27 protein-coding genes are annotated in these 25759 nt (G+C 55.3%); 4 read left to right on the top strand and 23 right to left on the bottom strand.

Features of this window, described 5'->3' with window-relative positions; translation table 11 throughout:
• Nucleotides 1-7: 7 nt before the first annotated feature.
• From FHS19_RS01330 to FHS19_RS01320, 3 genes are all read right to left on the bottom strand, one after another.
• Nucleotides 8-751 (bottom strand): ABC transporter permease, encoded by a 744-nt coding sequence (locus tag FHS19_RS01330; RefSeq protein ID WP_183577555.1) that lies wholly within the window; start codon nt 749-751, stop codon nt 8-10.
• Nucleotides 720-1478, bottom strand: a complete 759-nt coding sequence (locus FHS19_RS01325; RefSeq protein ID WP_183577553.1) for an ABC transporter ATP-binding protein — start codon at nt 1476-1478, stop codon at nt 720-722. The genes FHS19_RS01330 and FHS19_RS01325 overlap by 32 nt, the downstream gene beginning before the upstream one ends.
• Before the next feature lie 67 nt (nt 1479-1545).
• Nucleotides 1546-2451 carry a hypothetical protein gene (locus FHS19_RS01320; protein WP_183577551.1) on the bottom strand — a complete coding sequence of 302 codons (906 nt, stop codon included), beginning with the start codon at nt 2449-2451 and terminating at the stop codon, nt 1546-1548.
• Nucleotides 2452-2749: 298 nt separating this feature from the next.
• Between FHS19_RS01320 and FHS19_RS35225 the strand changes: the two genes are divergently transcribed.
• A complete protein-coding gene (locus FHS19_RS35225) occupies nt 2750-2941 on the top strand; it encodes a ChbG/HpnK family deacetylase (protein ID WP_183577549.1) in 192 nt (63 codons plus the stop codon).
• 14 nt (nt 2942-2955) lie between these two features.
• Nucleotides 2956-3681: a carbohydrate deacetylase gene (locus tag FHS19_RS01310; protein WP_183577547.1), complete on the top strand. Its 726-nt coding sequence runs from the start codon at nt 2956-2958 to the stop codon at nt 3679-3681.
• A gap of 103 nt (nt 3682-3784) precedes the next feature.
• Here FHS19_RS01310 and FHS19_RS01305 read toward each other — a convergent pair whose 3' ends face one another.
• The 17 genes from FHS19_RS01305 to FHS19_RS01225 all read right to left on the bottom strand — a co-directional run bounded on the left by FHS19_RS01305 (nt 3785) and on the right by FHS19_RS01225 (nt 18950).
• Nucleotides 3785-4249, bottom strand: a complete 465-nt coding sequence (locus FHS19_RS01305) for a X2-like carbohydrate binding domain-containing protein (protein WP_183577546.1) — start codon at nt 4247-4249, stop codon at nt 3785-3787.
• Between the two features lie 196 nt (nt 4250-4445).
• On the bottom strand, nt 4446-4634 hold the full coding sequence (locus tag FHS19_RS01300) for a hypothetical protein (protein ID WP_183577545.1): 189 nt from the start codon (nt 4632-4634) through the stop codon (nt 4446-4448).
• A gap of 223 nt (nt 4635-4857) precedes the next feature.
• Nucleotides 4858-5262 (bottom strand): nucleoside-diphosphate kinase, encoded by a 405-nt coding sequence (gene ndk / locus FHS19_RS01295; protein ID WP_183577544.1) that lies wholly within the window; start codon nt 5260-5262, stop codon nt 4858-4860.
• 62 nt (nt 5263-5324) lie between these two features.
• Nucleotides 5325-6446: a sensor histidine kinase gene (locus tag FHS19_RS01290; RefSeq protein WP_183577543.1), complete on the bottom strand. Its 1122-nt coding sequence runs from the start codon at nt 6444-6446 to the stop codon at nt 5325-5327.
• Nucleotides 6439-7092 (bottom strand): response regulator transcription factor, encoded by a 654-nt coding sequence (locus FHS19_RS01285; RefSeq protein WP_183577542.1) that lies wholly within the window; start codon nt 7090-7092, stop codon nt 6439-6441. Before FHS19_RS01285 ends, FHS19_RS01290 begins: the two co-directional genes overlap by 8 nt.
• 34 nt (nt 7093-7126) lie before the next feature.
• Complete coding sequence (locus FHS19_RS01280) at nt 7127-7573, bottom strand: hypothetical protein (protein WP_183577541.1); 447 nt, start codon at nt 7571-7573, stop codon at nt 7127-7129.
• Nucleotides 7574-7826: 253 nt separating this feature from the next.
• Nucleotides 7827-8555, bottom strand: a complete 729-nt coding sequence (locus tag FHS19_RS01275) for a Crp/Fnr family transcriptional regulator (protein WP_183577538.1) — start codon at nt 8553-8555, stop codon at nt 7827-7829.
• A 294-nt stretch (nt 8556-8849) separates the two neighbouring features.
• The gene (gene pflA, locus FHS19_RS01270) at nt 8850-9587 is read right to left on the bottom strand and encodes a pyruvate formate-lyase-activating protein (protein WP_183577535.1); all 738 of its coding nucleotides are present in this window, start codon (nt 9585-9587) and stop codon (nt 8850-8852) included.
• Nucleotides 9588-9666: 79 nt separating this feature from the next.
• On the bottom strand, nt 9667-11937 hold the full coding sequence (gene pflB, locus FHS19_RS01265) for a formate C-acetyltransferase (protein WP_281382253.1): 2271 nt from the start codon (nt 11935-11937) through the stop codon (nt 9667-9669).
• Nucleotides 11938-12030: 93 nt separating this feature from the next.
• Complete coding sequence (gene mobA / locus FHS19_RS01260; RefSeq protein ID WP_183577532.1) at nt 12031-12651, bottom strand: molybdenum cofactor guanylyltransferase; 621 nt, start codon at nt 12649-12651, stop codon at nt 12031-12033.
• A 104-nt stretch (nt 12652-12755) separates the two neighbouring features.
• The gene (adhE, locus tag FHS19_RS01255; RefSeq protein ID WP_183577528.1) at nt 12756-15362 is read right to left on the bottom strand and encodes a bifunctional acetaldehyde-CoA/alcohol dehydrogenase; all 2607 of its coding nucleotides are present in this window, start codon (nt 15360-15362) and stop codon (nt 12756-12758) included.
• A gap of 329 nt (nt 15363-15691) precedes the next feature.
• The gene (gene hpf / locus FHS19_RS01250; protein ID WP_183577525.1) at nt 15692-16237 is read right to left on the bottom strand and encodes a ribosome hibernation-promoting factor, HPF/YfiA family; all 546 of its coding nucleotides are present in this window, start codon (nt 16235-16237) and stop codon (nt 15692-15694) included.
• 144 nt (nt 16238-16381) lie between these two features.
• Nucleotides 16382-16780: a DUF3147 family protein gene (locus tag FHS19_RS01245; RefSeq protein WP_183577522.1), complete on the bottom strand. Its 399-nt coding sequence runs from the start codon at nt 16778-16780 to the stop codon at nt 16382-16384.
• Between the two features lie 15 nt (nt 16781-16795).
• Nucleotides 16796-17158 carry a DUF3147 family protein gene (locus FHS19_RS01240; RefSeq protein ID WP_183577519.1) on the bottom strand — a complete coding sequence of 121 codons (363 nt, stop codon included), beginning with the start codon at nt 17156-17158 and terminating at the stop codon, nt 16796-16798.
• 91 nt (nt 17159-17249) lie between these two features.
• The gene (locus tag FHS19_RS01235; protein WP_183577516.1) at nt 17250-17567 is read right to left on the bottom strand and encodes a hypothetical protein; all 318 of its coding nucleotides are present in this window, start codon (nt 17565-17567) and stop codon (nt 17250-17252) included.
• 626 nt (nt 17568-18193) lie between these two features.
• Nucleotides 18194-18529 carry a hypothetical protein gene (locus FHS19_RS01230; RefSeq protein ID WP_183577513.1) on the bottom strand — a complete coding sequence of 112 codons (336 nt, stop codon included), beginning with the start codon at nt 18527-18529 and terminating at the stop codon, nt 18194-18196.
• Between the two features lie 49 nt (nt 18530-18578).
• Nucleotides 18579-18950, bottom strand: coding sequence for an NIPSNAP family protein (locus FHS19_RS01225; RefSeq protein ID WP_183577510.1), 372 nt, complete (start codon nt 18948-18950; stop codon nt 18579-18581).
• Nucleotides 18951-19348: 398 nt separating this feature from the next.
• Here FHS19_RS01225 and ant(6) point away from each other — a divergent pair, with 398 nt between their 5' ends.
• Nucleotides 19349-20203: an aminoglycoside 6-adenylyltransferase gene (ant(6), locus tag FHS19_RS01220; RefSeq protein WP_183577508.1), complete on the top strand. Its 855-nt coding sequence runs from the start codon at nt 19349-19351 to the stop codon at nt 20201-20203.
• 224 nt (nt 20204-20427) lie between these two features.
• The gene (locus FHS19_RS01215; protein WP_183577506.1) at nt 20428-21747 is read left to right on the top strand and encodes an alpha/beta hydrolase family protein; all 1320 of its coding nucleotides are present in this window, start codon (nt 20428-20430) and stop codon (nt 21745-21747) included.
• A gap of 100 nt (nt 21748-21847) precedes the next feature.
• Here FHS19_RS01215 and mmsB read toward each other — a convergent pair whose 3' ends face one another.
• From mmsB to chvE, 3 genes are read right to left on the bottom strand one after another with little or no spacing between them, the layout of a single operon-like run.
• Nucleotides 21848-23017, bottom strand: a complete 1170-nt coding sequence (gene mmsB, locus FHS19_RS01210; RefSeq protein ID WP_145156564.1) for a multiple monosaccharide ABC transporter permease — start codon at nt 23015-23017, stop codon at nt 21848-21850.
• The gene (gene mmsA, locus FHS19_RS01205) at nt 23001-24551 is read right to left on the bottom strand and encodes a multiple monosaccharide ABC transporter ATP-binding protein (RefSeq protein WP_183577503.1); all 1551 of its coding nucleotides are present in this window, start codon (nt 24549-24551) and stop codon (nt 23001-23003) included. Before mmsA ends, mmsB begins: the two co-directional genes overlap by 17 nt.
• 50 nt (nt 24552-24601) lie before the next feature.
• Nucleotides 24602-25687, bottom strand: coding sequence for a multiple monosaccharide ABC transporter substrate-binding protein (chvE, locus tag FHS19_RS01200; protein WP_183577500.1), 1086 nt, complete (start codon nt 25685-25687; stop codon nt 24602-24604).
• Nucleotides 25688-25759: the final 72 nt, after the last annotated feature.

Raw genomic sequence — 25759 nt, 5'->3', positions numbered from 1 at the left:
AATCTCCTTAGAGCTGTTTTCTCGCGAACATCATGAGTCCCGCCGCATAAGCCATTATAATATAAGACAGCTGCAGGAGAAACGTATTGAGCAGCGTGCCCGCCGGTGCCCCGCTGCCGGTCCACAGCACATCCCACCGGGTGTACGAAAAGACGGACCAGGCAGACCACTGCGGCAGCAGCAAAGGCAGCGCTTTGGCAGCGGCGTAGATCAGCACGATGGCCATTAAGGCGCTGGTCCCGGACGAAAACAGCTGGGCAATGAATACGCATACCAGCCCGATGGCCATCATCGGCACAAAGGAAGCGGCGTAAGCCTTCAGGCTGTCCGGCATGCCGCCTGCCGGTCCCCCGACCGCCCACGCCGATACGGTTGAGGCGATCCAGAGCACGCCAAGGCAAATGGCAGCAAACACCGCGATGGCGATCACTTTAGACGCGTACGCCCGGGCACGCGTAACGGGCCGCAGCAGAACCAGCTTCATCGTGCGGGCCGCCACCTCCCCGGAAAACGAATGGGCCGCCGTGGCCGCCATGTATAGCGGAATGATCGCAAAGGTGAACAAGTGAAGCATGGCCACCGGAAGGCTCCCCTCCAGTCCAAACAGCATGCCCGCCCTCATCTTCAGAAGGCTGGACAGCAGCACGGTAACGACCGGGAGGATCAGGGCCAACAGCAGGAATCCCTTCGTCCGGCGCTGCCGCCAGAGCTTCTCCGTTTCATTCAGCAGATTGGCGTATAAGCTGTGCATTGCGCTCCCCCTCCTTGGACTCCAGCAATTTAAAGGATACGTATTGTTCCAGCGACAGACCTGCCCCGGTCCATTCGTCTTCCGTTCCCAGGCTGATCAGATGACCTTCACGCATCACGCCGACGCGGTCCGCAATCAAGCTCAGATCGTGGATCAGGTGACTGGAAATGAGGAAGGTAATGCCTTGGTCTGCCAGCTGCCGGACCGTGCTGCGAAAATCGGCCATCCCTTCGATATCCAGCCCGTTCGTCGGTTCGTCGAGCAGAACCAGCCGCGGAGCGGACAGCAGCGCCGACGCCAGCCCCAGCCGCTGCTTCATGCCCAGCGAAAAGCCGCACACCCGTTCATGACGGTATGGCTTGAGACCGACCTTCTCCAATACCTCGTCAATCCGGCTCGCCGGCAGATCCCGGTAAAACCGTGCCGACAGCTTCAAATTATCCCGGGCGCTCATGTATTCATAAGCTTCGGGGGTCTCAATGATGCACCCGGTATGGCTGATGGCCTCTTCAAAACGCTCCGCGATATCATGCCCCATGATCCGGACGTTTCCCCGATCCGGCCGGATTAAGCCCGTTATGATTTTGAGCACCGTCGTCTTGCCCGCGCCGTTGGGCCCGATGAACCCGAATACTTCGCCCTCCGAGGCGGTAAATGACACATCCTTGACCCCGCGGTTGTTACGAAAAAGCATGGTAATGCCCTCCACTTCAAGTACGCTGTTCATGCGTTCAATCCCTCCTTCTACACAAAGGGCGGCCGGACCTTCTCCTGCCCGGCCGCCGCTTTCCTGCTTAGTGATGTTTCCAGCCTTTTCTATCCCCATGGTTTTCAACCTGCTCGGTCTGTTTACCCGCGAGATCGACCCGGTCGGGTGTCGTTGCGTTATACCCTGAGAAATCGGCTTTCAGCTGGAAGGTAAGCACATGCGCTGCTCCCGCCGCATCCTTCCCTGAAACCCGGATTTCCGCCGATTGGTTTGCCAGGGCGTCGTTTTTGCCGATTTTAGCATCCAAATCGACCTGCTCCACCTTGATCTCCTCCGTCAGCTTCGGCAGATCCACCTTCCAGTCCGAACTTCCGGCCGGCAGATGTCCCTGAACCGCCGCACCGTGACTCCAGCCATCCGCACTACCGGCCTTGGAAGCGATGAGCGAGCCTACGGCATTCACAACGGCCGGAATCTGGCTGCCCGACAAATGGAGCTCCGCCTCCTTCGTACCGTCGCTGCCCGTCTCTACCGTCGCCAAATCCTTGATGTTCCCCATCAACGCTTCAATGACTTGCTCTGCGGCCTGCGGCATTTGGGCCGCTTTACCGTCATGCTGCCACTGAGGCACCTGGTCCATCACCCGATATACTTCCGAATCACTGCTCTTTAGAATCATCTTACCGTCCTGTCTATAGGTCTGCATCGTATGTGTCCGTGTACCGTCGTCTACCGCCGCCGTCATGCTCATCGCCTGCTTGACATGATTGACCTTCATGTCCGCCGTACCGGACAGCATCTTCGTACCATTGTCACTCAAACTCCATACGACATGGGAAGCCATGCTGTCAGCACCCTGCGTATGCGTAAACGCTGATTTGTAAGCTTCATATCCGGATGTGTTCGCCATGACGGAATACCCGCTCGCGAACAGCATGACTGCACCCAACCCGACAACCGCACCTGCCGACAACCATTTTTTTCTCATCATATCCTCCATTGTTTTGTGAATTTGAAAGCCCGGGTCCCGGGATGGCAGCTGCCTTCCGCCTTCGAAGCGGACTCGCCCTGGCCCTCTAATCACCATCTTACCCCCCGTCTCTAAAACGCCTCTAAACCAAATCTAAAAAAAGTATAAAAATGTGCCCGGTTACGGCGGTCCGTCACGATCCGGGAAAAACCTTCCCGGCCGGGCGACCGTACGTTTCCAAACCCCTGCGTGCGGCATTAAGCTGTATCATGGGTTATGTATGGCCAGATTCTATGAACGATGGAGGGATTGCGCTGCGATGAACCGGCAAGTCATTATCAATGCGGACGATTTTGGCCTATCACCTGCCGTGAACCGCGGCATTGTTGAGGCATACCGGGCCTGTGGTATCACCAGCACCTCGATGATGGTCAACATGCCCGGTTTGGCGGACGCTGTGTATGCAGCACGCTCCTGCCCGGTCTCGGCGTCGAGCTGCATTTTAACCTGACATATGGACGTCCCTTGTCGGACCCGGCCGCCGTTCCTTCCCTGGTGAGAGAGGACGGGCGATTTCTTGACGGAAAAATCAGGCGCGTCCGAAACGCCTCCGATGTTGCCGCCGAGCTGGATGCCCAGTGGAACCGGTTCCTGGAGACCTCCCTCTTTCCCACGCACCTGGATTCGCATCAGCTGCTGCATCAGGACGACCCTGTGATCTACCAAGTGATGGCTGAGCTGGCGTGCAGGTACCGGATCCCGCTCCGGAGATCGCAGATTGAACATCCACTACTTCCACCGCCTGCTCTGAAAATGACAGACCGGGTCCTTCTTGATACCTATGGCGATAGCGAGGGCCTGCAGCGGCTGCTGCATTACGTATGCTCTGCTCCTGAGGGGATTACCGAGATCATGTGCCATCCCGGATACGTGGATGACATGCTGCGCGGCATGTCCGAATGGACGGAGATCCGGGAGTGCGAGCTGCGGGTGTTTACGAATCCTGAGGTTGCCCGGACGATGCAAGCATATTCGATCGAACCGGTAAACTTTAATGCGGTGGGAGAGCGCCCCGTTTTATCCGAGTACGCAGTTTCATCCGTTGTCCCGCTTAAAAAAGCTCCCTCCCCGCGAAGCTCATTTGCGAAAAGGAAATCACGCTCGTCGATCACGCAAAACGGCAGGCATGCCAATCATAAACGCCAGCGCAGGCGTTCCGGATCCCCTGTCGGGAAACCTGTCTTCCGATAACATGCCGAAAGCCCTCCAAATGGAGGGCTTTCCATAACGTGATAAACTTCAGGGAATGTACAAAAGGGCTCACCAGATTATCCCCCGCATTCCCTAAAGCGACTCATGGCTGCGGACGGACGTCTAACGTCACAAACGCGTCGTTTCCTGCGCTGAAGGTCAGCCGGAGCGGCTGCGGCCCGTTGGGAAGCTGCGCCAGATAAGCCTTCTGCATCACAAGGGTCGGTCTTTCAAGCATGTAATCCGTTCCTTTACGTAACTTCCCGGATTCATCCTGAACCAAGACCAGCCGGTTGCCGTTCAGGCTCATCTGAATTTCAGCCTGCTCGTCGCCCCGGACGTAAGCCGCCGTCGCTGCCGATACAGCCGATTGCGCCGGAGGCAGTCCGGATGCCTGAAGCCCCATCTCGCCAAATGGAATGCCTTTAAGCTCCGGAATCCGGCTGAGCGCCTCAGCATTCCGGTTCAGCTGCAGGCCGCCTGCCGTTGTATCTACCGGAACCAGTTCGGCCAGCGTGCCGACAGAGATGTTCGTTCTTGAACGTCCCCAGTGCCATGTTCTGTCCAACCTCTCCCGTGATTGGCCCGCTGCTTACAAAAATATTGTTCCGCACCACATTCCGCTTCGGAAGGAGCGGCAATTCGGGCATGCAAAATTTATATCAACAAAAAGGCCGCCGAAAACGACGACCCATAACAAATATTCAGTCTAATTGAAGCAAACCGAATTTAGATTTCTTTAGGCGTTTCCCGCTATGTTCAGCCTAAAGTGCGTATTCCTTCAAAAGCTCTTCCGTCGTTTCGGCATCCGGCTTCTCTTCTACACCGGTTTGCTTCGCCTTCCAGCAGGCCAGGCACTGCTCTTCAGTCGTGCACTCGTAGGCTTTCGGGCAGGTATAGCAGCAGTGGATCATAAACGTCGTCAGGTCGCGGAGTCGATTGATCTCGGTCATCACCGTTCACCTCTTCTCGTGATAGGACTGCTCATCCGGGTCATGATGCGAAAGGTCCAGAGTTGTGAAACAGTTCACATCGTGGGACGGGAGAAGTCGGCATTCTGCAATTTGCCCCTTAAGTCCAGCACTATTTCTGTTTATGACTTCCCCTGCAGTTTCATTATAAATCGAAAGCGTAAGTCGAAACTGTGATCTTTATTACAGTTGTTACTTTCTAACGCTATTTTTCGAAAAATAACCGGATTTCCCTGCGCGCATGCTCCGGCGAATCCGAACCGTGAATGACATTCTCTTCGACGGCCAGCCCGAAATCACCGCGGATCGTGCCGGGAGGCGCCTCTGCCGGATTGGTCGGGCCGATGAGGGAACGCGCGTTAACTACCGCTTCCTCCCCCTCTAAGATCATGGCAAAAACCGGCCCGGACGTAATGTAGTCGACCAGTTCTTCAAAGAACGGCTTGTCCTGAAGATGGCCGTAATGCACCCGTGCCGTTTCCAGGGAAATCTCCATGATCTCGCCGCGCAGCAGACGGAGTCCTTTTTTCTCAAAGCGGCTGACGATTTCGCCGACCAGTCCCCGCCGGACGCCGTCGGGTTTAATCATGACGAATGCTTTTTCGCTCATCGTTGTCATCTCCTTCTTGCCCCCATCTTACGGGTTAGGCCGAAAAAAAGAAGTGAGCTTTCTCACAGTTTCTCCGCTGATTTCGGCAGCGTCAGCGTGACCGTCGTCCCGCTTCCCGGTGCAGAGTCGATCCGGAGACGGCCGCCGGCAATCCGGGCCCGCTCCGCCATACTAAAGCGTCCCACCCCTTGGGTCTGCAGAGACGGCTCAAAACCAGCCCCATGGTCGCTGATGCGTACGGCAACCTTCTCTTCTAGCTCCCGGATCTCCACCTCAGCCTCGGAAACGTCGGCATACTTGGCGATATTGGTCAGCGCCTCCTGGATCACCCGATAGATCACGGTTTCTTTCTGGATATCCAGACGTTTGCGCAAATTGCATTCAAACGCAACCTTAATCCCGTAATGGGAAGCATAGTTTTCGATATAAGTCCGGATCGCAGGGACGATGCCGAGGTCATCCAAAACGGACGGCCGCAGTTCCCAGGCGAGCCCCCGGACTTCCTCGATGACCCCTGCGACATGCTCGCGGATGCCGCGAAGCTCTTCTTTCTCAGGCTCAGGGGCGGCAATGGCCCGGTCCAGCTGAATCAGCAGGGAAAATAAGCTCTGCCCGATGCCGTCATGGAGCTCGCGCGAAAATTTGCGCCGCTCTTCTTCCTGAATGGTCATGACCTTGGCCAGCGTCTCCTGCAGCTCTTCCTCCACCTTTTTCAGGCGGGTGACTTCGTTGCGGATGGCCAAATATTGATACGGCTTCCCGTCCTCCCCTATGAACGGGACAATCGTCGTGTTCACCCAATAATAAGTCCCGTCTTTGGCCCGGTTCCGGATATCTCCGGTCCAGACCTGTCCAGAGGAGATGGTGCTCCACAAATCTTGCATAAACGCTTTGGAATGCGTCCCCGAATTGATGATCCGGTGGTCCTGGCCCAACAGCTCGGAGCGGTCATATTTCGAGATTTCGCAAAATTTATCGTTGACGTATTGAATCTTCCCCCGGCGGTCGGTTACCGCCACGATCGAAGACTCGTCCAGGGCGAATTTGACGTCCGCCAGCTGTTTCAGCGAATCCCGCAAGTCCGTGCGGAACCGGGATTCCGGGAGCTGCGTATCGAGCTGGGACAGGAGCGACTCGACATGCTCAGCGATGACCTTCCTGCCGGGTTCCGGTTGTTTACTCAAATTGCAGCAGCCCCTTCTTCATGGCGTATTTGATCAGCTCCGGCCGGGTTTTCAGCCCCAGCTTCTCCATCAGATTGCTCTTATGCGTCTCGACAGTCTTGACGCTGATCACGAGCTGTTCGGCGATCTCTTTGTTGGCATAGCCCATCGCCGTCAGCGACAAAACCTCCTTCTCGCGTTCCGAAAGGCCATCGAACAGATCGGTGCTTTCGCCCCTGCGCATCTGTTCCACATATTCGTTCATCAGCCGCTTCGTCGCCGTCGGGTACAAATAGGCGTCGCCCCTGGCGACCGTGCGGATCGCGGTAAGCAGCTCTTCATGGGGAGCGCTCTTGAGTACATAGCCCGCGGCGCCGGCATGAATCGCGCGGAACAAATATTCGTCGTCGTCATGCATGGTCAGAATCAGAACCGCCACGTCCGGCAGCTGCTCCTTCAGCTCAGTCGCCGCCGTTAATCCGTCCTTCCCGTGAGGCATGCTTAAGTCCATCAGGACAACGTCTGGCTGATGCTCAAGGGCCATGCGGATGCCTTCGTCCCCCTCGGACGCTTCGGCCGCCACCTCAATGTCGGGCGCCGCGCTCAGCAGCATCCGCAGCCCGGACCGGACCATGGCATGGTCGTCCACAATGATAATGTTGATCATGGCGTCCTCCTTTTGCTTCTATGAGCTAATCATATCATTTCTTGCAGGGTTCACTGGCGCTTCGTCCGGATAACGCGGACTTGATCCATGCCGCCTCCGACTTGTCATATGCCCTGCCATCCCGTCTTCCTAACAATAGAATACCGCTGCTCGCGGTGGAATGGCCAGTGGTTACCTGAAATGCCATGCCGGAGAGCAGCTTTTCGGCGAGCATGACCGGACATTCTTCACGCATGAACGGGTTCTCGCCCTCGTGAGCCGTATATACCGCGCCATGGCGCAGCACCATACCGCCCAAACCAACGCCGGGCTTGATCACCATCTGCCGAACCCGGACATTACTGCCGCCAAGAATGCGGTCCCATCCCATTCTGCGCGAGCTGCCGGACGGCTGTGCGTAGGCGATGAAATCACTTCCGCTTTTCAAGCGAATCCATTCCAGCCGGCGGTCGAATTCGTCGCCTGTCTCTGCCCTTTCCATGCATATCCCCCTCTATCGAGTCGTGCGTTCATGAACATCGATCTTCCTGTTTTCCCTATTGTTCTATTCTAATAAAAAGCCCGCCCGTTTGTATGTAAGGGGATCCCCCGATTCCCCGCTCAGGGAGTTGCCACCTTTACGCGAACCGGCCAGCTTGGTTTAACTTTGCGCCTGATCCTGTGCGAAATATCTGCTGCGCGAGCAAAAGGAAGACCGGGCAGCAACTGCCCGGTCTTCCCCGCTTCGGTCCGGTTTACATACGGCATATTTCTTTCGGACAGTTTTCGCAATGGCAAATATCGCGCAGGTAATGAAGGTCCTTGATGATAATATGGCCGTCCGCGGTTTCGATCACGTCTTCCTTTTTCAAATCGCTCAGCATCCGGTTCACGCTTTCGCGCGTGGCACCGATCATGTCGGCCATTTCGGAGTTGTTGATTCTCAAATCAATATAGATGCCTTCTTCCCGCTCCGTTCCGTACGAATTCCCAAGCCGGATCAATAGCGAACAGAGCGCGCCCGTCTTGCCGAACATCATCAGGTCGCGGAATTTGGTTTGCGTCAAACGATGCATCAGACCCATCCATTTCATGAACTCGACGGCCAGATCGCCATGCTGCCAGAGCAGAGCCTCCAAGTCCTTGCGCTGAATGACCCCGACCTTGGCATCCTCCATGATCTCGGCGCTGAAGCTGTGCACCGAATCCTGAAAAGGGTCCATCTGCCCGACCAGATCTCCCTCATGATGCAGGTACAGTGTCAAGGCGCGCCCGCTGTCCGAGGTCTTCGTCGTTCTGACCCTGCCCTCGATGATGAAATACAGCTTGTCGGCCGGATCGCCTTCCCAGAACAGGCAGCTGCCCTTTTCCACGCTGCGCTTATACATGATGCTCTCCAGCCTCTCGAAGCTCTCTTGCGACAGCAGCGGCTCTAAGCCTTCCCTGCGATGCTTCGCCTGTATCCCCGTCACGGTCTGCCCCATCGTTCATTTCCCCTTCCGCACATCTTTGCCTTTATCATAACCCTTCGGGATGAATGAACCTATCGGGGGATGCACTGATTTTTCATGGGGGTAACTCCCCCTTTCCCATGAGAAAAATCACACCCCATTTCGGTAATCCCTTAGGGCAGCTCCATAAACGGATCGATACAGCGCTCACGAAATATACGGACCGATTCGGATGGATACGAAGGGCGGAAAGGATTCGGGCGAACGATCCGGATACGGCCGGGGCCTAAGGGCTGCCGCATCCTGTTCCCGACACCCTTCCCGCTATTATGGCCGGGATGCCGTGACTCTTCGCGCCGCCTCGATCAGCTCTCTTGCCCGCTCCACCTCGCGTTCGGTTGGCGTAGGCACGCCGTCCAGCGGGTACGGGTGGCCTAACTGCTGCCATTTGTATACTCCCATCCGGTGGTAGGGCAGCAGTTCGATTTTCTCCACGTTGCGAAGGTGCCCGATAAATTCCCCCAGCAGCGTCAGATCTCCTGCCTGATCGGTGATGCCCGGAATCAGCACATGTCTGATCCATACCGGCTTCCCCATGGCGGACAGCCATGCCGCAAACTTCAGGATCCGGTCATTCGGCTGCGAGGTCAGGCGCTCATGCTTCTCATTGTTCAGCTGCTTCAGATCGAGCAGGACCAAATCCGTATACCGCATCAGCTCGCCTGCATGAGAAGGTTCGCAGAAACCCGAGCTGTCGAGCGCCGTGTGCAGGCCGAACCGCTCCTTGCAGGCCTTGAACAGCTGGGCCACGAAGGGCGCCTGAAGCGTCGGTTCGCCCCCCGTCACCGTGATGCCTCCGCCCGAACTTTTGTAGTAAGGCACGTAGGGCTCGATTTCGCGAAGAATTTCCTCGACGGTAACTTGGCGTCCTCCCTTCGTGTCCCACGTATCGGGGTTATGGCAAAACTGGCACTGCAGAGCGCAGCCCTGCATGAACAGGACGAAGCGGATGCCCGGTCCGTCCACCGTACCGAAGGTGTCCATAGAATGTATTCTGCCTTTCATGCGGGCCACGCTCCTCTCCTGATGGCAACACATTGAATTCCTTGAATTCATGGTTTTATTGCTTTGCAAATTGTAACGGTCAAATCTCTCCGTGGAACGTGCGGCTGATGACATCCAGCTGCTGCTCCCGGGTCAGCTTGATGAAGTTGACCGCATACCCGGATACCCGGATGGTCAGCTGCGGATAATTCTCCGGATGCTCCATCGCATCCAGCAGCTGCTCGCGATTAAAGACGTTGACATTCAGATGATGTCCGCCGCTTGCGGTATAGCCGTCCAGCAGCGCCGCCAGGTTGCTGTGTCTGGCCGCGTCCTCTTTGCCGAGCGCCTTCGGAATGATCGAGAATGTATTGGAAATGCCGTCCAGGCTGTGCTCGTAAGGGATTTTGGCAACCGAAGCCAGCGAAGCGAGCGCGCCTTTGCGGTCGCGTCCGTGCATCGGGTTCGCCCCCGGTGCAAACGGCTGGCCCGCCTTGCGGCCATCCGGCGTACTGCCCGTCTTCTTGCCGTATACGACATTCGACGTAATCGTCAGAACCGACATGGTCGGAATCGCGCCGCGGTAAGTCTTATGCTTGCGCAGCCGGTTCATGAACCCTTCCGCAAGCTCCACGGCAAGCTGATCGACCCGGTCGTCGTTGTTGCCGTACTGCGGATACTCGCCTTCGATTTCAAAATCGATCGCGATCCCTTTTTCGTTGCGGATCGGGCGGACCTTCGCGTAACGAATGGCGCTCAAGCTGTCGGCCACGACCGACAGGCCGGCGATGCCGCAAGCCATCGTCCGGACGATGTCCCGGTCATGAAGGGCCATTTCAATACGCTCGTAGCAGTATTTGTCGTGCATGTAGTGGATGACGTTCAGCGTGTTGATGTACAATTTCGCCAGCCAATCCTGGATGACGTCGAACTTCGCTTTCACTTCCTCATAGTCCAGCACCTCGGACGTAATCGGGGCAATGGCCGGTCCGACCTGGGCTCCGCTCTTCTCGTCCACGCCGCCGTTAACGGCGTACAATAAAGCCTTAGCGAGGTTCGCCCGGGCTCCGAAGAACTGCATTTGCTTGCCGATCCGCATGGCGGATACGCAGCAGGCGATGCCGTAATCGTCGCCGAAGTGCGGACGCATCAGGTCGTCGTTCTCATACTGGATTGAACTGGTCTCCGCCGATACTTTGGCGCAGAACTTCTTGAAGTTCTCCGGCAGCTGCGCAGACCACAGCACCGTCAGGTTCGGCTCTGGGGCAGGCCCCAGATTGTAGAGGGTATGAAGGAAGCGGAAGGAGTTCCGCGTCACGCGCGTTTTGCCGTCAAGTCCCATGCCGCCGACCGACTCGGTCACCCATGTCGGATCTCCGCTGAATAGCTCGTTGTAGTCCGGCGTGCGCAAAAATTTGACGATCCGCAGCTTCATGACGAAATGGTCGACGATCTCCTGCGCCAGGCTCTCCGTCAGCGTGCCTTCCGCAAGGTCGCGCTCGATATAAATGTCCAGGAAGCTGGATACCCGGCCAAGGCTCATCGCCGCTCCGTTCTGCTCCTTGATGGCTGCCAGATAAGCGAAGTAGAGCCACTGTACCGCCTCTTTGGCATTCATCGCGGGTTTCGAGATATCATGTCCGTAAGATGCGGCCATCGCCTTCAGCTCGCCGAGGCTTCGGATCTGTTCGGACAGCTCTTCGCGCAGCCGGATCACCTCTTCGCTCATCGCGTCGACTTCGAGCTGGAGCAGCTCCTCCTTCTTGCCTTGAATGAGGCGGTCGACGCCGTACAGCGCCACGCGGCGGTAGTCGCCGATAATCCGGCCCCGCCCGTAAGCATCCGGAAGGCCCGTGATGATGCCGGCCTTGCGGGCTGCGCGCATCTCGGAAGTATAGGCGTCAAACACGCCTTGGTTATGCGTCTTGCGCAAATCGGTAAAAATGCGCTCCAGCTCGGGGTTCAACTGATAGCCGTACGCATTGCAGGCATCGGCGACCATCCGGATGCCGCCGAACGGCTGAACGGCACGCTTAAGCGGCGCGTCGGTCTGCAATCCGACGATGGTTTCCTTGTCTTGGTCGATGTATCCCGGTGCATGCGAGGTAATGGTGGAAACCGTGTTGACATCGACGTCGTGAACGCCTCCCCGTTCCCGCTCTTCCTTCAGCAGCCGGCTGACCTGTTTCCACAGCTCCAGCGTGTTCGCCGTAGGCGGCGCGAGGAACTGCTCATCTCCCTCATAAGGCGTAAGGTTGCGCCCGATAAATGAATTGACGTCCATGTTCTTCTGCCAGCTGCCTCCCGCAAATTCGCGCCAGGCCTCCTCAAATCCAGCCCGGTCCTTTACTTCGCTTTCTTTCATCGCCATGATCAAGCACCTCCGTTTTCTATGCTTTCATGTTACTTTTTTCACAGGTTAATGACAGTGATTTTTCTCACTTTTCTCGCTGCCGCATTTTTTTTATTTGAACGATTTTGATGCTTGGCCTTCGCCAGCCAAGAAGCCAGTCAGCGCCTCTCCACCTTCTTCGAGTGTGCGAACAAAGCCGACGTCCATGCCTTGATACCCGAAGTCCGTTTCGGCAACCGCCTGATAACGAAGCTGGTGTACCAGACCATCCGCTTCCGTATGACCGTTCTCCAGAAACTGCCCGAAATATACGGCGCAGGAGCGGTCATAAATACCGTGCAGCGGATGGAGCCTGCCGCCGATCATCGGCAGGACGGCGTCGAGCCCTTCCTCCAGCCTCAGCGCCATCAGCTCCGCGGCATCTACCGAGGGATACGGCATATGGCAGCCGATGATCCACACGGCCCGGTGTTTGGACAGGGAGAGGCCCGCGTGCATGCCGCCCAGCATTCCTTTTCCGACATAGTAGTCCGTAATAATCCGGATATCCCGGTCAACCTGACGAAGAAACGGCCGAGGATCGTCCGCCACGATCGTAATTTCGCCGCAGCACTTCCGCATTTCGCGGATCTGCCGCTGCAGCAGTGTTTCTCCTTGAATCCTCCGGAATACGGTAGATTCGCCTTTCGTAGAACCATGATTGCCGCCTGCCAAAATAACGCCGGACAGCATATGAATCACTCCTTTCCACTGCGTTAAACGCACAGCACGATTCCGAGACAAGAAGGCTGCCGACGCTTTCGGTCGGCAGCCGGCTGGATCATGCGGTGCAGCTCCTAGAATTTGCCGTAGAAGGCGTTACGGTAAACGTCTGCCAGCTCGCTGACCAGCGGCATCCGCGGGTTGGCCGTCGTGCACTGATCCTCAAACGCACGGTCAGCCAAATAATCCAGTTTAGCTTCAAAATCAACCGGATCAAAGCCGAGATCCTGGAGTTTCTCCGGAATGCCCAGCGACTGGTTCAGCTTACGCACCGCGTCGATCAGGCTGTTGACGCCTTCCTCCGTATTCCGGGCCGGCAGGCCGAGCATCCGGGCGATTTCCGCATAGCGAAGGTCGGCCACGAAATGGTTGTATTTCGGGAACGAAGCAAACTTCGTCGGTTTCTGCGCATTGTACCGGATGACATGCGGCATCAGGATCGCATTGGTCCGTCCGTGGGCCGTGTGGTACTGGCCGCCCCACTTGTGAGCCAAGCTGTGGTTGATGCCGAGGAAGGCGTTGGCAAACGCCATGCCGGCGATCGTCGAGGCGTTGTGCATCTTCTCCCTAGCCAGTGGATCCGCCGTATGAAAGGACTTTTCCAGATTTTCAAACACCAGCCGGATCGCATGTAACGCCAGACCGTCGGTGTAATCGCTCGCCATGACGGATACGTACGCCTCGATGGCATGCGTAAGGACGTCCATCCCGGTGTCGGCCACCGCCGTTTTCGGCAGGCTGTACACGAATTCCGGGTCAATGATCGCCACGTCAGGCGTCAACTCGTAGTCCGCAAGCGGATACTTCGTATTCCCCTCTTTTTTGTCCGTGATGACCGCAAAGGAGGTCACTTCCGAGCCGGTGCCCGAAGTGGTCGGGATCGCTACGAACTGAGCCTTTTCACCAAGCCGCGGATACTTATAAACCCGCTTGCGGATATCCATGAACTTCTGTTTTAACGAGTGGAAGCTGGTATCCGGATATTCGTAGAAAAGCCACATCGCCTTGGCCGCATCCATCGGGGAGCCGCCGCCGAGCGCAATAATGCAGTCGGGCTTAAAGCTATCCATCAGCTTCGTGCCGCGCTCTACCGTCTCGACGGACGGATCCGGCTCCACGTCGGAGAACACTTCGACCGCCACCGGGTTGACGCGTTTGCGCAGGTAGTATTCCACCTTCTCGACGTATCCCAGCTTGACCATCATCGCGTCGGTGACGACCAGCACGCGGGAAATGTTCGGCATTTTCTCGAGATACTGCGTCGCGCCCTTCTCGAAATAGACCTTCGGCGGAACCTTGAACCACTGCATGTTCACTGTCCGGTAAGCTACGCGCTTGACGTTGATCAAATTCACCGACGTGACGTTGGACGTCGTCGAATTATGTCCGTACGAACCGCAGCCGAGCGTCAGCGACGGCAGGTTCGTGTTGTAGATATCGCCGATCGCCCCGTGCGTCGAAGGCGAGTTGACGATCACGCGCCCGGTCTGCAGGCGGTTCGCGAACGCCTGGATGACGGCGTCGTCGTTCGAATGAATGACGGACGAGTGTCCCATGCCGCCGAATTGGACCACTTCGGCCGCGCGCTCGATGCCCTGCGCCGCCGTCTTGACCTTATAGCAGGCCAGCACCGGGCTCAGCTTCTCTGCGGACAGCGGGTAGGCGGGACCTACGCCCGCCAGCTCAGCCACGAGGATTTTGGTGTCCTGCGGCACCTGAATACCGGACATTTCGGCGATTTTTACCGCCGGCTGGCCGACGGTGACCCCGTTCACCGCGCACTTCTCGCTGTTGATGACCAGCTTGGACACAGCCTCTGTTTCAGCTTTGTTCAGGAAGTAGCAGCCGCTGTCCTTCATCAGCTTCCGAACCTGGTCGTACACCGGCTCCTCGATAATGACCGCCTGCTCAGAAGCGCAGATCATGCCGTTGTCGAACGTCTTCGACAGGATCAGGTCCGTCACGGCCTGCTTCAGATCCGCAGACTGCTCAATGAAGCATGGAACGTTGCCCGGCCCGACACCAAGCGCGGGTTTGCCCGTGCTGTAGGCGGATTTCACCATCGCCGAGCCTCCGGTTGCCAGCACGAGCGCCACGTCGGGGTGGTTCATCAGCAGCTGCGTCGCTTCCAGGGACGGCGTTTCAATCCACTGCACGCAGTGCTCCGGCGCGCCGGCCGCCATTCCGGCGTCACGCAGCGTGCGTGCCGCTTCCGCGCTGCACTTTTGGGCGGAAGGGTGGAAGGCGAAGATGATCGGATTGCGCGTCTTCGTTGCGATCAGCGTCTTGAACATGGTCGTGGACGTCGGGTTCGTCACCGGGGTAACGCCGGCGATAATGCCGACCGGCTCGGCAACCTTCTTGTAGCTCTCGAACGCGTTCTCCTCGATGATGCCGACCGTCTTGTCATGCTTGATGCTGTGATAGATGTATTCCGTCGCGAATATATTCTTGGTGATTTTGTCCTCGTAGACGCCCCGGCCGGTCTCTTCGACCGCCATCTTTGCGAGCGGCATGTGCCAGTCCAAACCGGCCAGCGCCATCGCCTGTACGATTTCGTCAATTTCCTCTTGATTCATGTTCAGGTAAGCTTCCTGCGCCTTCCTGGCGCGGGTGACCAATCGGTTCACTTCTTCTTGGGCGGAGTTCTTTGTTTCCAGCTTGCTTTCTTTAACAGCCATAATTTTCTCCTCCTTGGAGACCTTTGCCGGTCCCTCATCTCCTTGATGAGTTCATCCTACTGGAACCCCATGGGGGCTAACTATGACAATACTCACATCGATCTATAAAATTTTAAGGTCCGAAAAATGCGGTGCTAAGGCGCTTTTTCACAATTCACCAAGCAGCAGGGAACAATCTGAATTATCGGCAAACGTTCAGAGAAGACGGGAGATTTTCTGCGAAATACTCTCATCTGACAAAAAAATACCGAATGGAGCTATGGCTCTCCATTCGGCGACAAAGGAATAGCAGTTAGGAGTCATCAAGACTTGAAGACAACAAACCTGGCTTAATCAGCAAAGAGGTGCCCGTAAGTGCCGTCCGCCCTGCGGTAAACGACTTCCTCACGGTTGGTATCCCGGTTCAAGAACAGATGGAAGCTGTGGTCCAGCAAGTTCATCTGAAGCACGGCCTCCTGCAGATCCACGGGCTTCATCACGAGCCGCTTTTCTTTTGCAATGACAAAGGCTTCTTCCGGCGCTTCCGGTTCCGGCTGTCCGCCGTCCTGGATGCCGGCGCCGACCGCGCGGCCTTGGCTGAGCAGTTTGCGGCGCGCCCGCTCCTTGTACTTGCGGAGCTTGCGATCCAGCTTATCCGCGGCCTGGTCAATGGCGGCATACATGTCCGTATCCTTCACTTCGACCCGGAAGACCATGCCGTGATAGGGAATGGTAGCTTCAACGACATGCTCCTGTTTCCGGGCCTGAAGCAGCAGGGTGACGTGGATGGTTACCGTCTCGTCAAACCAGGATTGGGCCGAACCGATCTTCTGCTCGGCATACGCCTGCAGTGCCGGTGTCACTTCAAAATGTTTGCCATGAATGTGTGTAGCCATGGAATCTGCCTCCTTCAACGGGAAAGGACTCTTGCATGACTTTATTGTAAAACGGCTGGACACTCTGCGCTGTGAAAAATATCACACCAAGACAGAAACGTCCTGCATCCCTGCATATGGCTGATCCTTGACGCAAGTAGGCCATTACACATGCTTGGTCTGTTTCCGCGGCAGCCGGTGCATTTGCTGAATTTTTTGCATTTTCTCCCTCACCTTCAGCAGCGCAAACGAACCGGCAAACCAGCCCGTAAGTCCAAGCAGCAGACTGGGCCACCAGGCGCCGGTTATTTTCAGAGCATACCCGACCGTAACGACGCAGACGGCGCAGCCGGCCATCCCGTATACCGAACCTCTGGCAACCGCGGCCGCCTTTTCCGAGCCTTGGCTGAGGCCGACCATCAGCACGGCGACAACCATCACGGCGGGAAACGCCGCGAAAATACCGCCAAGCGCCTTCCACGGCAGCAGGACCGACGCCATATAGCTCAATACGACCGCCAGACCGCCCAGCACGAACCGAAGCAGCAGCTCCCGTAATTTCATTTCATAATTCCCCCTTTACAAGCTGAACAACACATAGGATATCGTGAACGAAACGAACAGCCAGCCGCCCACGGACAAAGCCAGCCCCTTCTTCCATCCTTTGCTGGTGCACAAGTAGCCTGCTGCTGCCGCGCACGCCACATTAATCGCCATACCGATCAAAGCCCCCTGGGACAGATCGATGGAATGGGCAACCAGCTCACGGGCCCCGTAATCGAACCTCATCGTCAGCAGCGCCGCGAGAAAAACGGCGGGAAACGCGGCGAATATGCCGCCGATGGCTCCTCCCGTGCGTTTGGCAATAAGCGATGCCGCCACCACAGCTCCGCCTCCGAGAACGAACCGCAGCAAGATGCCTATCAGCGATAGATGAGCCATGTCCAATCTCCCCCGTCCATTTTGTGAAAATAATCACTTTCTCAACCGAACCCATCATAGCACAGGGCTGGATCAGGTTCTGTAATCTGCATCACAGCCATGCCCAGGACAGGAATAAGGCGAATGCCCATGCCAACAGCTCTTGCACACTCAAGCTGGCGCCGAAATCGCCGATGCTCTGCCTTGGCTCCGTTTCGGGCTGTTCGAGGCCGTATGCCTCTCTTAATCGCTTCGTTTCATCATCCGAAAGTTTGGGGGATACCGCCGGACTGGTGACCACGGATATAGGGCTGTGTTTCGTAAGAATCGTTCCTTCCCATGTCGAAAACCCCGAAGCCTGAACTGTTTCCAGATTTGCCGGAAGCCAAAGGACACAAATGAACATTAAGATAAAGATTTTTTTGAACATGACTACTCTCCATTTACGATAGGTTAACGTCTGTGACGGCTGCACCCGGCCACGGATCTATTATAATCTTAGACGATCCCCGAGGCACATGCTTCTATGAAAAAAAGAACCCATCAACCTCCCGTGCTGAACGACCATCATATCGGCGGCTTAAGCAACTAAAAAAGATCCTTGGCATCATTTCCAAGAATCTTTAATATCAGCTACCCCTGCTGTGTTTCTACTTGTTCAGTAGATTTCAACTTGTTAAAAGCTTATCGTTATAGAGACAATTCCGATTCAAATGTGGTAACATTTAACAAAAATAGAATCGGAGGATCTCACGAATCTATGCTAAAATACATCGCTTTACCTTTGATCTTTGCCGTTTGTTTTCTACTTATCCAAACCGGTATTCAGACGGGCCTCGGCATGTATATGACCAAAAAACATACAGCGAACATGACGGCCGCCTATGAACCAAACCGTGCGGAACCCTTAGCGTCCACGATTGAATTCGGGTCTGACCGGCCACCGATCACGCCGCCAAAAATAACGATATGGTTAATCTCTCTCGTGATTTCATTCGCCGTTGTGTTCCTGTTTCACCGGTTTGTGTTCAAAACACGATGACGGCCGTGATGGCGTCAGGATCGCGCAATAGAATCAGCAAGCTGATCCTTCATCAAACAGAGCTCTTCATCATCCGGATCCAGCGCCAATGCCAAATCAATGATGGCTGCGGCTCCGTCCGGTTCACCGCCTTGAAGCAGCCTGCCCGCAATGCTTCGGAAGCTGAAATCGGACTCGTACGGTACATAACCGAGCTTTGAGCGCCGCGCGCTGCCCGACTTGTATACGTCAAGGGCCGAGTCTATTCCTTCCGAAGCCAGTATGCCGGCCGCATGCATCGTCAGCGAGCGCGGGATCACTTCGACCTGCTCTCCAATTGGAAGCACCGCCTTCCTGGATTTTACATGCAAAAAGCGTATCATCCCAAGATGGCGGCGGCAATGTAATGCATGCTTATAGTTATTTTTTCTCGTCGGCCACTGCCGACTCGTTTATATCAACCGTAGATATCAGCTCTTCATTTCTGACCTCAAGTAGATACTCCCTATACACGCGGTCCCTTCCGCCATGCTGGTCGTACCAGTTCTGTATCCGCCGTACATGTTCCTTGTCGCTTCGGATCTTATCCTCAATTTCCTCGTACTGGGCGCGGCTCTCATATTCCCAAATCGCAAACATTTCGGTTGTGAATTCATCACGAGGCACCATCCATCTTCCGACCAGGCGGGAACCGTGCTTTAACTGATTCGGCAAATTGGTTTCAAGAAAATGGCGGTTAAAAACATCCACAAATTCATTTTTCACAATGTAAAATTTTCTGCGATAAAACATACTCTCACTTCCTCCCGGATTATTCAACCCACATGGCAACCTCTACTTTTCGATCTTCCATATGCTGAAAATCGATCCAAAGACGATCGTACTGCGCTTTTAGTTCTTCTTGCTGCGAACTATCACGTAATAAGGCCATTCTCCCGCCTCCTTCGACTCGTCTATTATTATAAACGCCTCCTGGGGTGCAAACGTTATATTTTTTGCTGGGGCATGCCTTGTATATATGGTAAAATAAAACATTATCGTTCAAGAAACGGAGGCTATGAATATGGAAAAACGGCTGGATATGTTATAACGCGCATCAGGCCGGGAGCGTTGTTTCCTTCGGATTCGCGGACCGCCTTCCTTTATGGACGACATCGCAGTCCTAGAAAATATGGGAGGTAGAAGGCAAAATGCGAAGTGAGCCAGAAATGATGAAGCTGCTTTTGGATTATGCAAAACACGATGACCGGATTCGATTGGTGACCCTGGAAGGATCGCGCACCAACACAAATATCCCGCCGGATCCATTCCAGGATTACGACATTTCTTATTTTGTAACCGAGATGGATTCGTTCAAGGAGCATGATGGGTGGCTCGACTTTTTAGGGAAGCGCATCATGATGCAAAAACCTGAGGATATGGAGCTGTTTCCTCCGGAACTGGGCAATTGGTTCTCCTATCTGATCCACCTGGAAGACGGCAACAAAGTTGACTTGACCCTGATTCCATTAAATGAGGCGGAGAATTATTTCACCCACAGCGACGGGTTGGTCGAGGTTTTGCTGGATAAGGATGCCCTCATCAAACATGAAGTGATCGCGGATGACCGCCAATATTGGATTAAAAAGCCCACAGCCAGGGAGTTTGACGATTGCTGCAATGAATTCTGGATGGTTTCCACTTACGTGGTCAAGGGATTGGCGCGAAAAGAAATCCTGTTTGCCATCGACCACTTGAACGAGATCGCGCGGCCCAATTTGCTGAGAATGATGGCTTGGCAAATTGGCTCAGAGCACGGGTTTACCTTTAGCGTAGGAAAAAATTATAAATTTATCCACCGTTACCTTTCCGATGAAGATTGGGAGACTCTACTGTCAACCTACGCGGAGAACGGGTACGAGCACATGTGGAAGTCTTTATTTACTTGTTACGAGCTGTTCAGAACATATTCCAAGGCGGTGTCAAGCCGTCTCGGATATCCGTATCCGGATTATGACGAAGCGATTACAAAGTATACGGAAAGTATTTATTCCGCATTGAAGTAAACGAACCCCGTTCCTGATTCATTACATCCCGTAAATTTAATGTTGGAAACCCCTTAGGATGAACCGTCTGATCCTAGGGGTGTTTTTATGTTCGGCGGAAAAATGACAGGCGCACCGTGACAAATGCGTAAGGTTGGCCATGCGCTTTGTAAGCCGCAATTCATGTTCGCTTTTGTAGAATGGGGAAGGCAAGACCTATTCTAAACATGGAGGTTCTGAACGTAATGCATATTGAAAGCAAAGCTCGAAGATTCCCCTCGCCGCAAAGATGGAGGCTTGTCCGGCATCTCACCCTAGGCATCCTCCTGGCTGGCGGGTTGACGTCCTTGATCCCCACGTCGTATGCCGAACCGTCAATACCCCCTTCGTCTCCGCATCAAACCGCCCCGATTGTATTCAGCCTGCCGGAACCGACCGGAGCCTATTCGGTGGGCACCACGGAGATGCATCTGATCGACAAAGGCAGGCCCGATCCGTGGGTGACCGGAAAAACGCGGGAGCTTATGATCAGCATCTGGTATCCAGCAAGGCAAAAGTCGGCCAGTCCCGCTCTCGCTCCCTATATGCAGCCCGGGGCGGCCGCCCATTACGAAAAATCTACCCTGATCCCTGCCGGCGTCAGTCCTGGGGCTATCCAGTGGGAACAAGTCAAGACACATGGATTGCTCGCTGCACCGGTGGCAAATGCACATGGCCGATACCCCGTCGTGTTATACTCCCCGGGAAGCGGCGTCCCCCGGACGGCCGGCACGATCGCAGCCGAGGAGCTCGCCAGTCAAGGCTATGTCGTCGTCACGATCGACCATACGTACGACGCATCCGAGGTGGAATTTCCAGGCGGTAGGGTGGAAATACAGGCATTGCCGAAGCTTAGCGAAGAAACCATTATGAAGCTTATGGACGTACGCGAACTGGACATCCGGTTTGTCCTTGATCAGCTGGCGGTCCTTCGGACAGGCGGGAATCCCGACGCAGCACAGCGCCTGCTCCCTAATGGGCTGGGTAAGGCGATGGATCTGTCGCATATCGGCATTTTCGGCCATTCCGCCGGAGGAGCCGCCGCCTTGCAGACGATGTATGATGACCGCCGCATCGACGCAGGCATCCTGATGGACGGAACGCTCGGTTACTTGCCGGATGCCCTGCTCCCGGTCGCGGAAGAAGGCCTGGATCGCCCATTTATGTTGATGGGGTCCGGCTATTATGAAGAACAACGGCCCGACTCGCATGTAACTAGACCCGATTGGAAGTCGTTGTGGACGCATTCGACCGGCTGGAAGCTCGACGTCAGCGCCCCGAAAGGAATGCATTTCACATTCACGGATTACCCGGCGATACTGCCTCAGCTCCAAGAGAAACTAGGCTTGCCAAGCACAGTGGTACAGGAGGCTATCGGCACGATGGATCCGGTGCAGGCTGTATCAGCCCAACGAGCGTATGTTACGGCTTTCTTCAACCTGCATTTGCGGCATATGTCATCCGCACTGCTTGAAAACCGCTTATCGAAGTTTCCGGATATCCGTATCGTCGATGATGAAAGGTAGGGAATGAGCAAAAGACCAAGAGTCCGCATAACTGCGGGCTCTTGGTCATCCAGTGCCTTACTTTTCAATGGAAAATGATCTGTCTGCCTAAGCAAGACGATTATTTCAGGAAGGTAACTTTCTTCTTATTGTAGATATCGAAGGCTACGGCCGCCAAAAGGACAAGGCCCTTAATCCCTTGCTGCCAGTCGACCCCCAGACCGATGAGCGACATCCCGTTGTTGAGCACGCCCATGACGAGGCCGCCGATAATGGCGCCGAAGACCGTTCCGATGCCGCCCGTCGCCGATGCCCCGCCGATGAAGCTCGCGGCGATCGCGTCCAGCTCAAAGTTGGTGCCGGCTCTAGGCGTGGCCGCGTTCAGGCGTGCCGCAAAGATGAGGCCCGAGATGGCGGCCAGTACACCCATGTTGACAAAGACCCAAAACGTCACCTTTTTCGTCTTTACGCCGGACAGGTCCGCCGCTTTTTCGTTGCCGCCGAGAGCATAGATATGGCGTCCCATCACGGTTTTGTTCATGACGAACGAGTAGATGATAATGAGCACCAGCAGTAGAATCAGAATGTTCGGCAGCCCGGCGTAGATCGCAAGCATAAAGGTAAATGCGTTGATGATGGCCGCAATGACGACGAGCTTCAGGATGAACAGTCCTCCGGAAACCACTTCAAAGTTATACTTCTTTTGCGCTCTGCGGTCGCGAAGTTCATTGACGATATAGATGACGGTGAAAAGAATGCCCGCCAGCACCGCCACAATATTCGTTCCCGCACTGCCGAAATCCGGAATGAAGCCGGAGCTGATTTTCTGAAATCCGTTCGGAAACGGCGCGATGGACTGCCCTTTCAGCACGATCATCGTCAAACCGCGGAACAGCAGCATGCCGGCCAGCGTGACGATAAACGCCGGGATTTTTACATAAGCGACCCAAAAGCCCTGCCAGGCGCCGATCAGCGCGCCGACAACCAGGGAGGCGATAACCGCGACAACCGGATGCCAGTGCAGGTCAACCATCATAATGGCGGCCACCGCACCGACGAACGCGGCGATCGATCCGACCGACAGGTCGATATGTCCGGTAATAATGACCAGCACCATCCCGATCGCCAGGACGAGAATGTAGCTGTTTTGCAAAATCAGATTGGTAATGTTAATCGGTTTGAGCAGCAGGCCGCCCGTAATAATTTCGAACAAAATCATGATGACGACAAGGGCGATGATCATCCCGTACTGCCGGATATTATTTTTAAACATTTTAACCAACGTTTCCATGCTTGGCCCCTCCAGTCTTGGTCATATATCTCATCAGCGTCTCCTGCGAAGCTTCTTCACGGCTCACTTCGCCCGTGATCCGGCCAGCGTTCATCACATATATGCGGTCGCAGATCCCTAGAATCTCCGGGAGCTCGGAAGAAATGACGAGGACGCCTTTGCCCTCATCGGCCAGCTGATTGATGATCGTATAAATTTCGTATTTGGCTCCCACGTCGATTCCGCGCGTTGGTTCGTCGAGAATGAGAATATCCGGCTCGGAAAAAATCCATTTGCTCAGCACCACCTTCTGCTGGTTGCCTCCGCTGAGATTACCCGTTTTCTGCAAAATGTTCGGCGTCTTGATCTTCAGCTTCTGCCGCATTTCCTCCGCCACCAGAACCTCCTGCTTGTCGTCGATCACCGTGCCTTTGGCCAGTTTGGGCAACCCCGTCAGCGAAATGTTGCGCTTGATATCATCGATCAGGATCAGGCCATAATGCTTGCGGTCCTCCGTCACGTACGCAAAGCCGTTGTCGATCGCCTGCGTGATCGTGTTGTTCTGGATCGGCTTCCCGTCCTTGATCAGCGTCCCGGAAATGTTGCGTCCATAAGCTTTGCCGAAAATGCTCATCGCCAGCTCCGTCCGCCCGGCCCCCATCAGCCCGGCAATGCCGACGATCTCCCCGCGCCGGATATGAAGATTGACCTGGTCCAGCATTTTGCGGTCGCTCCGCTGCTCGTCGTATACGGTCCAGTCCTTGACCTCCAGAATGGTATCGCCGATCTTCGGCGTTCGCTCCGGATAACGGTTCGTCAGGTCCCGCCCGACCATGCCGCGGATAATCCGGTCCTCGTTCACGTCCCCGCCCTTCATGTCAAGCGTCTCGATCGTCTGGCCGTCGCGCAAAATCGTGATTGAATCGGATACTTTCGACACCTCGTTCAGCTTATGGGAGATGAGAATGCAGGAGATGCCCTGCCGCTTGAATTCCAGCATCAGCTGGAGCAAGTTTTCGCTGTCGTCCTCGTTAAGGGCTGCCGTCGGCTCATCCAGAATGAGCAGCTTCACCTTTTTGGAGAGCGCTTTCGCAATTTCGACCAGCTGCTGCTTGCCGACTCCGATATTGCCTACGGGCGTGTTCGGATTTTCCTTCAGTCCGACTTTGTCCAAAAGCTCCCTCGCTCCCGTAATCGTTTCGTTCCAGTTCATAATGCCGCGGCTCGACCGTTCATTGCCGAGGAAAATATTTTCCGCAATCGACAGATACGGAATCAGCGCGAGCTCCTGGTGGATGATAACGATACCGAGCTCTTCACTGTGCTTGATATTTTTAAATTCGCAGGTTTTCCCTTTGAATAAAATCTCTCCGTCATACGTACCGTGCGGATAGACCCCGCTCAGCACCTTCATCAGCGTCGACTTGCCCGCCCCGTTCTCCCCGCACAGGGAATGAATTTCGCCTTCCCGGATTTTAAGGTTCACGTTGCTCAGCGCCTTGACACCGGGAAACTCCTTCGTAATGTTCCGCATTTCCAAAATGTATTCCGACATGTGAGCTTCACCTTCCCCTCGCTTCGCTTATGTTGATTCCGAACTTCGGACTACTTCAGGCCGATTTCCGCCTTGGTGTAATAACCGGATTCCACCAGCTCTTTCTCGACATTCGTCACATCGACCGACACCGGCGGCAGCAGATAGGCCGGCACGACCTTGATGCCGTTATCGTAAGACTTCGTATCGTTGACTTCCGCCTCCTGGCCCTTCAGAATGTTCTCGGCCATTTTGACCGCCTGCTCCGCCAGCTTGCGGGTGTCCTTGAACACCGTCTGCGTCTGTTCCCCGGCAACGATGGACTTGATGGAAGCAAGCTCCCCGTCCTGGCCGGTGATAATCGGCATCGGCTTTTTCGCCGTACCGTAGCCGACGCCCTTCAGCGAAGAAATGATCCCGATGCTGATGCCGTCGTACGGTGACAGTACCGCATCCAAGTTCGCGTTCGAGTAGTTGGCGCTGAGCAGGTTATCCATCCGGGATTGCGCCAAGGCGCCGTCCCACCGGAGGGTAGCGATCTGCGCCATCGTCATCTGCTTGCTGCGGACGACCAGCTTGCCGGAGTCGATATACGGCTTCAGAATCGACATGGCGCCGTCGTAGAAGAAATACGAGTTATTGTCGTCCGGAGAGCCGCCGAACAGCTCGATGTTGAAGGGGCCTTTGCCTTCCTTAAGCCCGAGCTTCTGCTCGATGTAGGAAGCCTGCAGCACGCCGACCTTGAAATTGTCGAACGTGGCGTAGTAGGACAGGTACGGCGTGTTCCGGATTAACCGGTCATAAGAGATGACCTTAATCCCCTGATCATGCGCCTTCTTGATGACGTCGGTCAGCGTGTTTCCGTCAATCGAGGCGACGACAATGACGTCGACCCCCTTGGTAATCATGTTCTCAATTTGCGAAATCTGGTTCTCGACCACGTCTTCCGCAAACTGTAAATCGGTCTTGTAACCTTTTTCCTGGAACAGCCGCTCCATGTTTTTGCCGTCGGCCACCCAGCGCTCGGACGATTTGGTCGGCATCGCCAGCCCGACATAGCCCTTGCTTTTATCACCGGCTCCGCTCTCGGCCAGATTGCAGGCCGTCAGGGCCATCAGCATCGCGACCATCAGGAGCGCTAACATTGCTTTCTTCATCGGTACGTTCTCCTTTCCGGTATGCTCAAGGTCGAGAGCGCTTACATCTAATGGATCGTAAAGCCTCTCTGT

This window comes from Paenibacillus rhizosphaerae (assembly GCF_014192015.1).
GTDB classification, from domain to species: Bacteria; Bacillota; Bacilli; order Paenibacillales; family Paenibacillaceae; genus Paenibacillus_AQ; species Paenibacillus_AQ rhizosphaerae.
Note: the sequence above shows the minus strand (reverse complement) of the source record. Positions and strands in the feature narration are given on the sequence as shown.

Excerpts from the sequence above, each read along its gene's own strand:
- FHS19_RS01235 (WP_183577516.1), bottom strand. The coding sequence starts at position 17,567 with ATGTTCAAAAAAATCTTTATCTTAATGTTCATTTGTGTCCTTTGGCTT.
- FHS19_RS01245 (WP_183577522.1), bottom strand. The coding sequence starts at position 16,780 with ATGAAATTACGGGAGCTGCTGCTTCGGTTCGTGCTGGGCGGTCTGGCG.
- pflA (WP_183577535.1), bottom strand. The coding sequence starts at position 9,587 with ATGAAAGGCAGAATACATTCTATGGACACCTTCGGTACGGTGGACGGA.
- pflB (WP_281382253.1), bottom strand. The coding sequence starts at position 11,937 with ATGGCGATGAAAGAAAGCGAAGTAAAGGACCGGGCTGGATTTGAGGAG.
- FHS19_RS01240 (WP_183577519.1), bottom strand. The coding sequence starts at position 17,158 with ATGGCTCATCTATCGCTGATAGGCATCTTGCTGCGGTTCGTTCTCGGA.
- hpf (WP_183577525.1), bottom strand. The coding sequence starts at position 16,237 with ATGGCTACACACATTCATGGCAAACATTTTGAAGTGACACCGGCACTG.
- FHS19_RS01275 (WP_183577538.1), bottom strand. The coding sequence starts at position 8,555 with ATGGGGCAGACCGTGACGGGGATACAGGCGAAGCATCGCAGGGAAGGC.
- FHS19_RS01325 (WP_183577553.1), bottom strand. The coding sequence starts at position 1,478 with ATGAACAGCGTACTTGAAGTGGAGGGCATTACCATGCTTTTTCGTAAC.
- mobA (WP_183577532.1), bottom strand. The coding sequence starts at position 12,651 with ATGCTGTCCGGCGTTATTTTGGCAGGCGGCAATCATGGTTCTACGAAA.
- FHS19_RS01320 (WP_183577551.1), bottom strand. The coding sequence starts at position 2,451 with ATGATGAGAAAAAAATGGTTGTCGGCAGGTGCGGTTGTCGGGTTGGGT.
- adhE (WP_183577528.1), bottom strand. The coding sequence starts at position 15,362 with ATGGCTGTTAAAGAAAGCAAGCTGGAAACAAAGAACTCCGCCCAAGAA.
- chvE (WP_183577500.1), bottom strand. The coding sequence starts at position 25,687 with ATGAAGAAAGCAATGTTAGCGCTCCTGATGGTCGCGATGCTGATGGCC.
- mmsA (WP_183577503.1), bottom strand. The coding sequence starts at position 24,551 with ATGTCGGAATACATTTTGGAAATGCGGAACATTACGAAGGAGTTTCCC.
- mmsB (WP_145156564.1), bottom strand. The coding sequence starts at position 23,017 with ATGGAAACGTTGGTTAAAATGTTTAAAAATAATATCCGGCAGTACGGG.
- FHS19_RS35225 (WP_183577549.1), top strand. The coding sequence starts at position 2,750 with ATGAACCGGCAAGTCATTATCAATGCGGACGATTTTGGCCTATCACCT.
- FHS19_RS01300 (WP_183577545.1), bottom strand. The coding sequence starts at position 4,634 with ATGACCGAGATCAATCGACTCCGCGACCTGACGACGTTTATGATCCAC.
- FHS19_RS01285 (WP_183577542.1), bottom strand. The coding sequence starts at position 7,092 with ATGATCAACATTATCATTGTGGACGACCATGCCATGGTCCGGTCCGGG.
- FHS19_RS01280 (WP_183577541.1), bottom strand. The coding sequence starts at position 7,573 with ATGGAAAGGGCAGAGACAGGCGACGAATTCGACCGCCGGCTGGAATGG.
- ndk (WP_183577544.1), bottom strand. The coding sequence starts at position 5,262 with ATGAGCGAAAAAGCATTCGTCATGATTAAACCCGACGGCGTCCGGCGG.
- FHS19_RS01215 (WP_183577506.1), top strand. The coding sequence starts at position 20,428 with ATGCATATTGAAAGCAAAGCTCGAAGATTCCCCTCGCCGCAAAGATGG.
- FHS19_RS01330 (WP_183577555.1), bottom strand. The coding sequence starts at position 751 with ATGCACAGCTTATACGCCAATCTGCTGAATGAAACGGAGAAGCTCTGG.
- FHS19_RS01225 (WP_183577510.1), bottom strand. The coding sequence starts at position 18,950 with ATGTTTTATCGCAGAAAATTTTACATTGTGAAAAATGAATTTGTGGAT.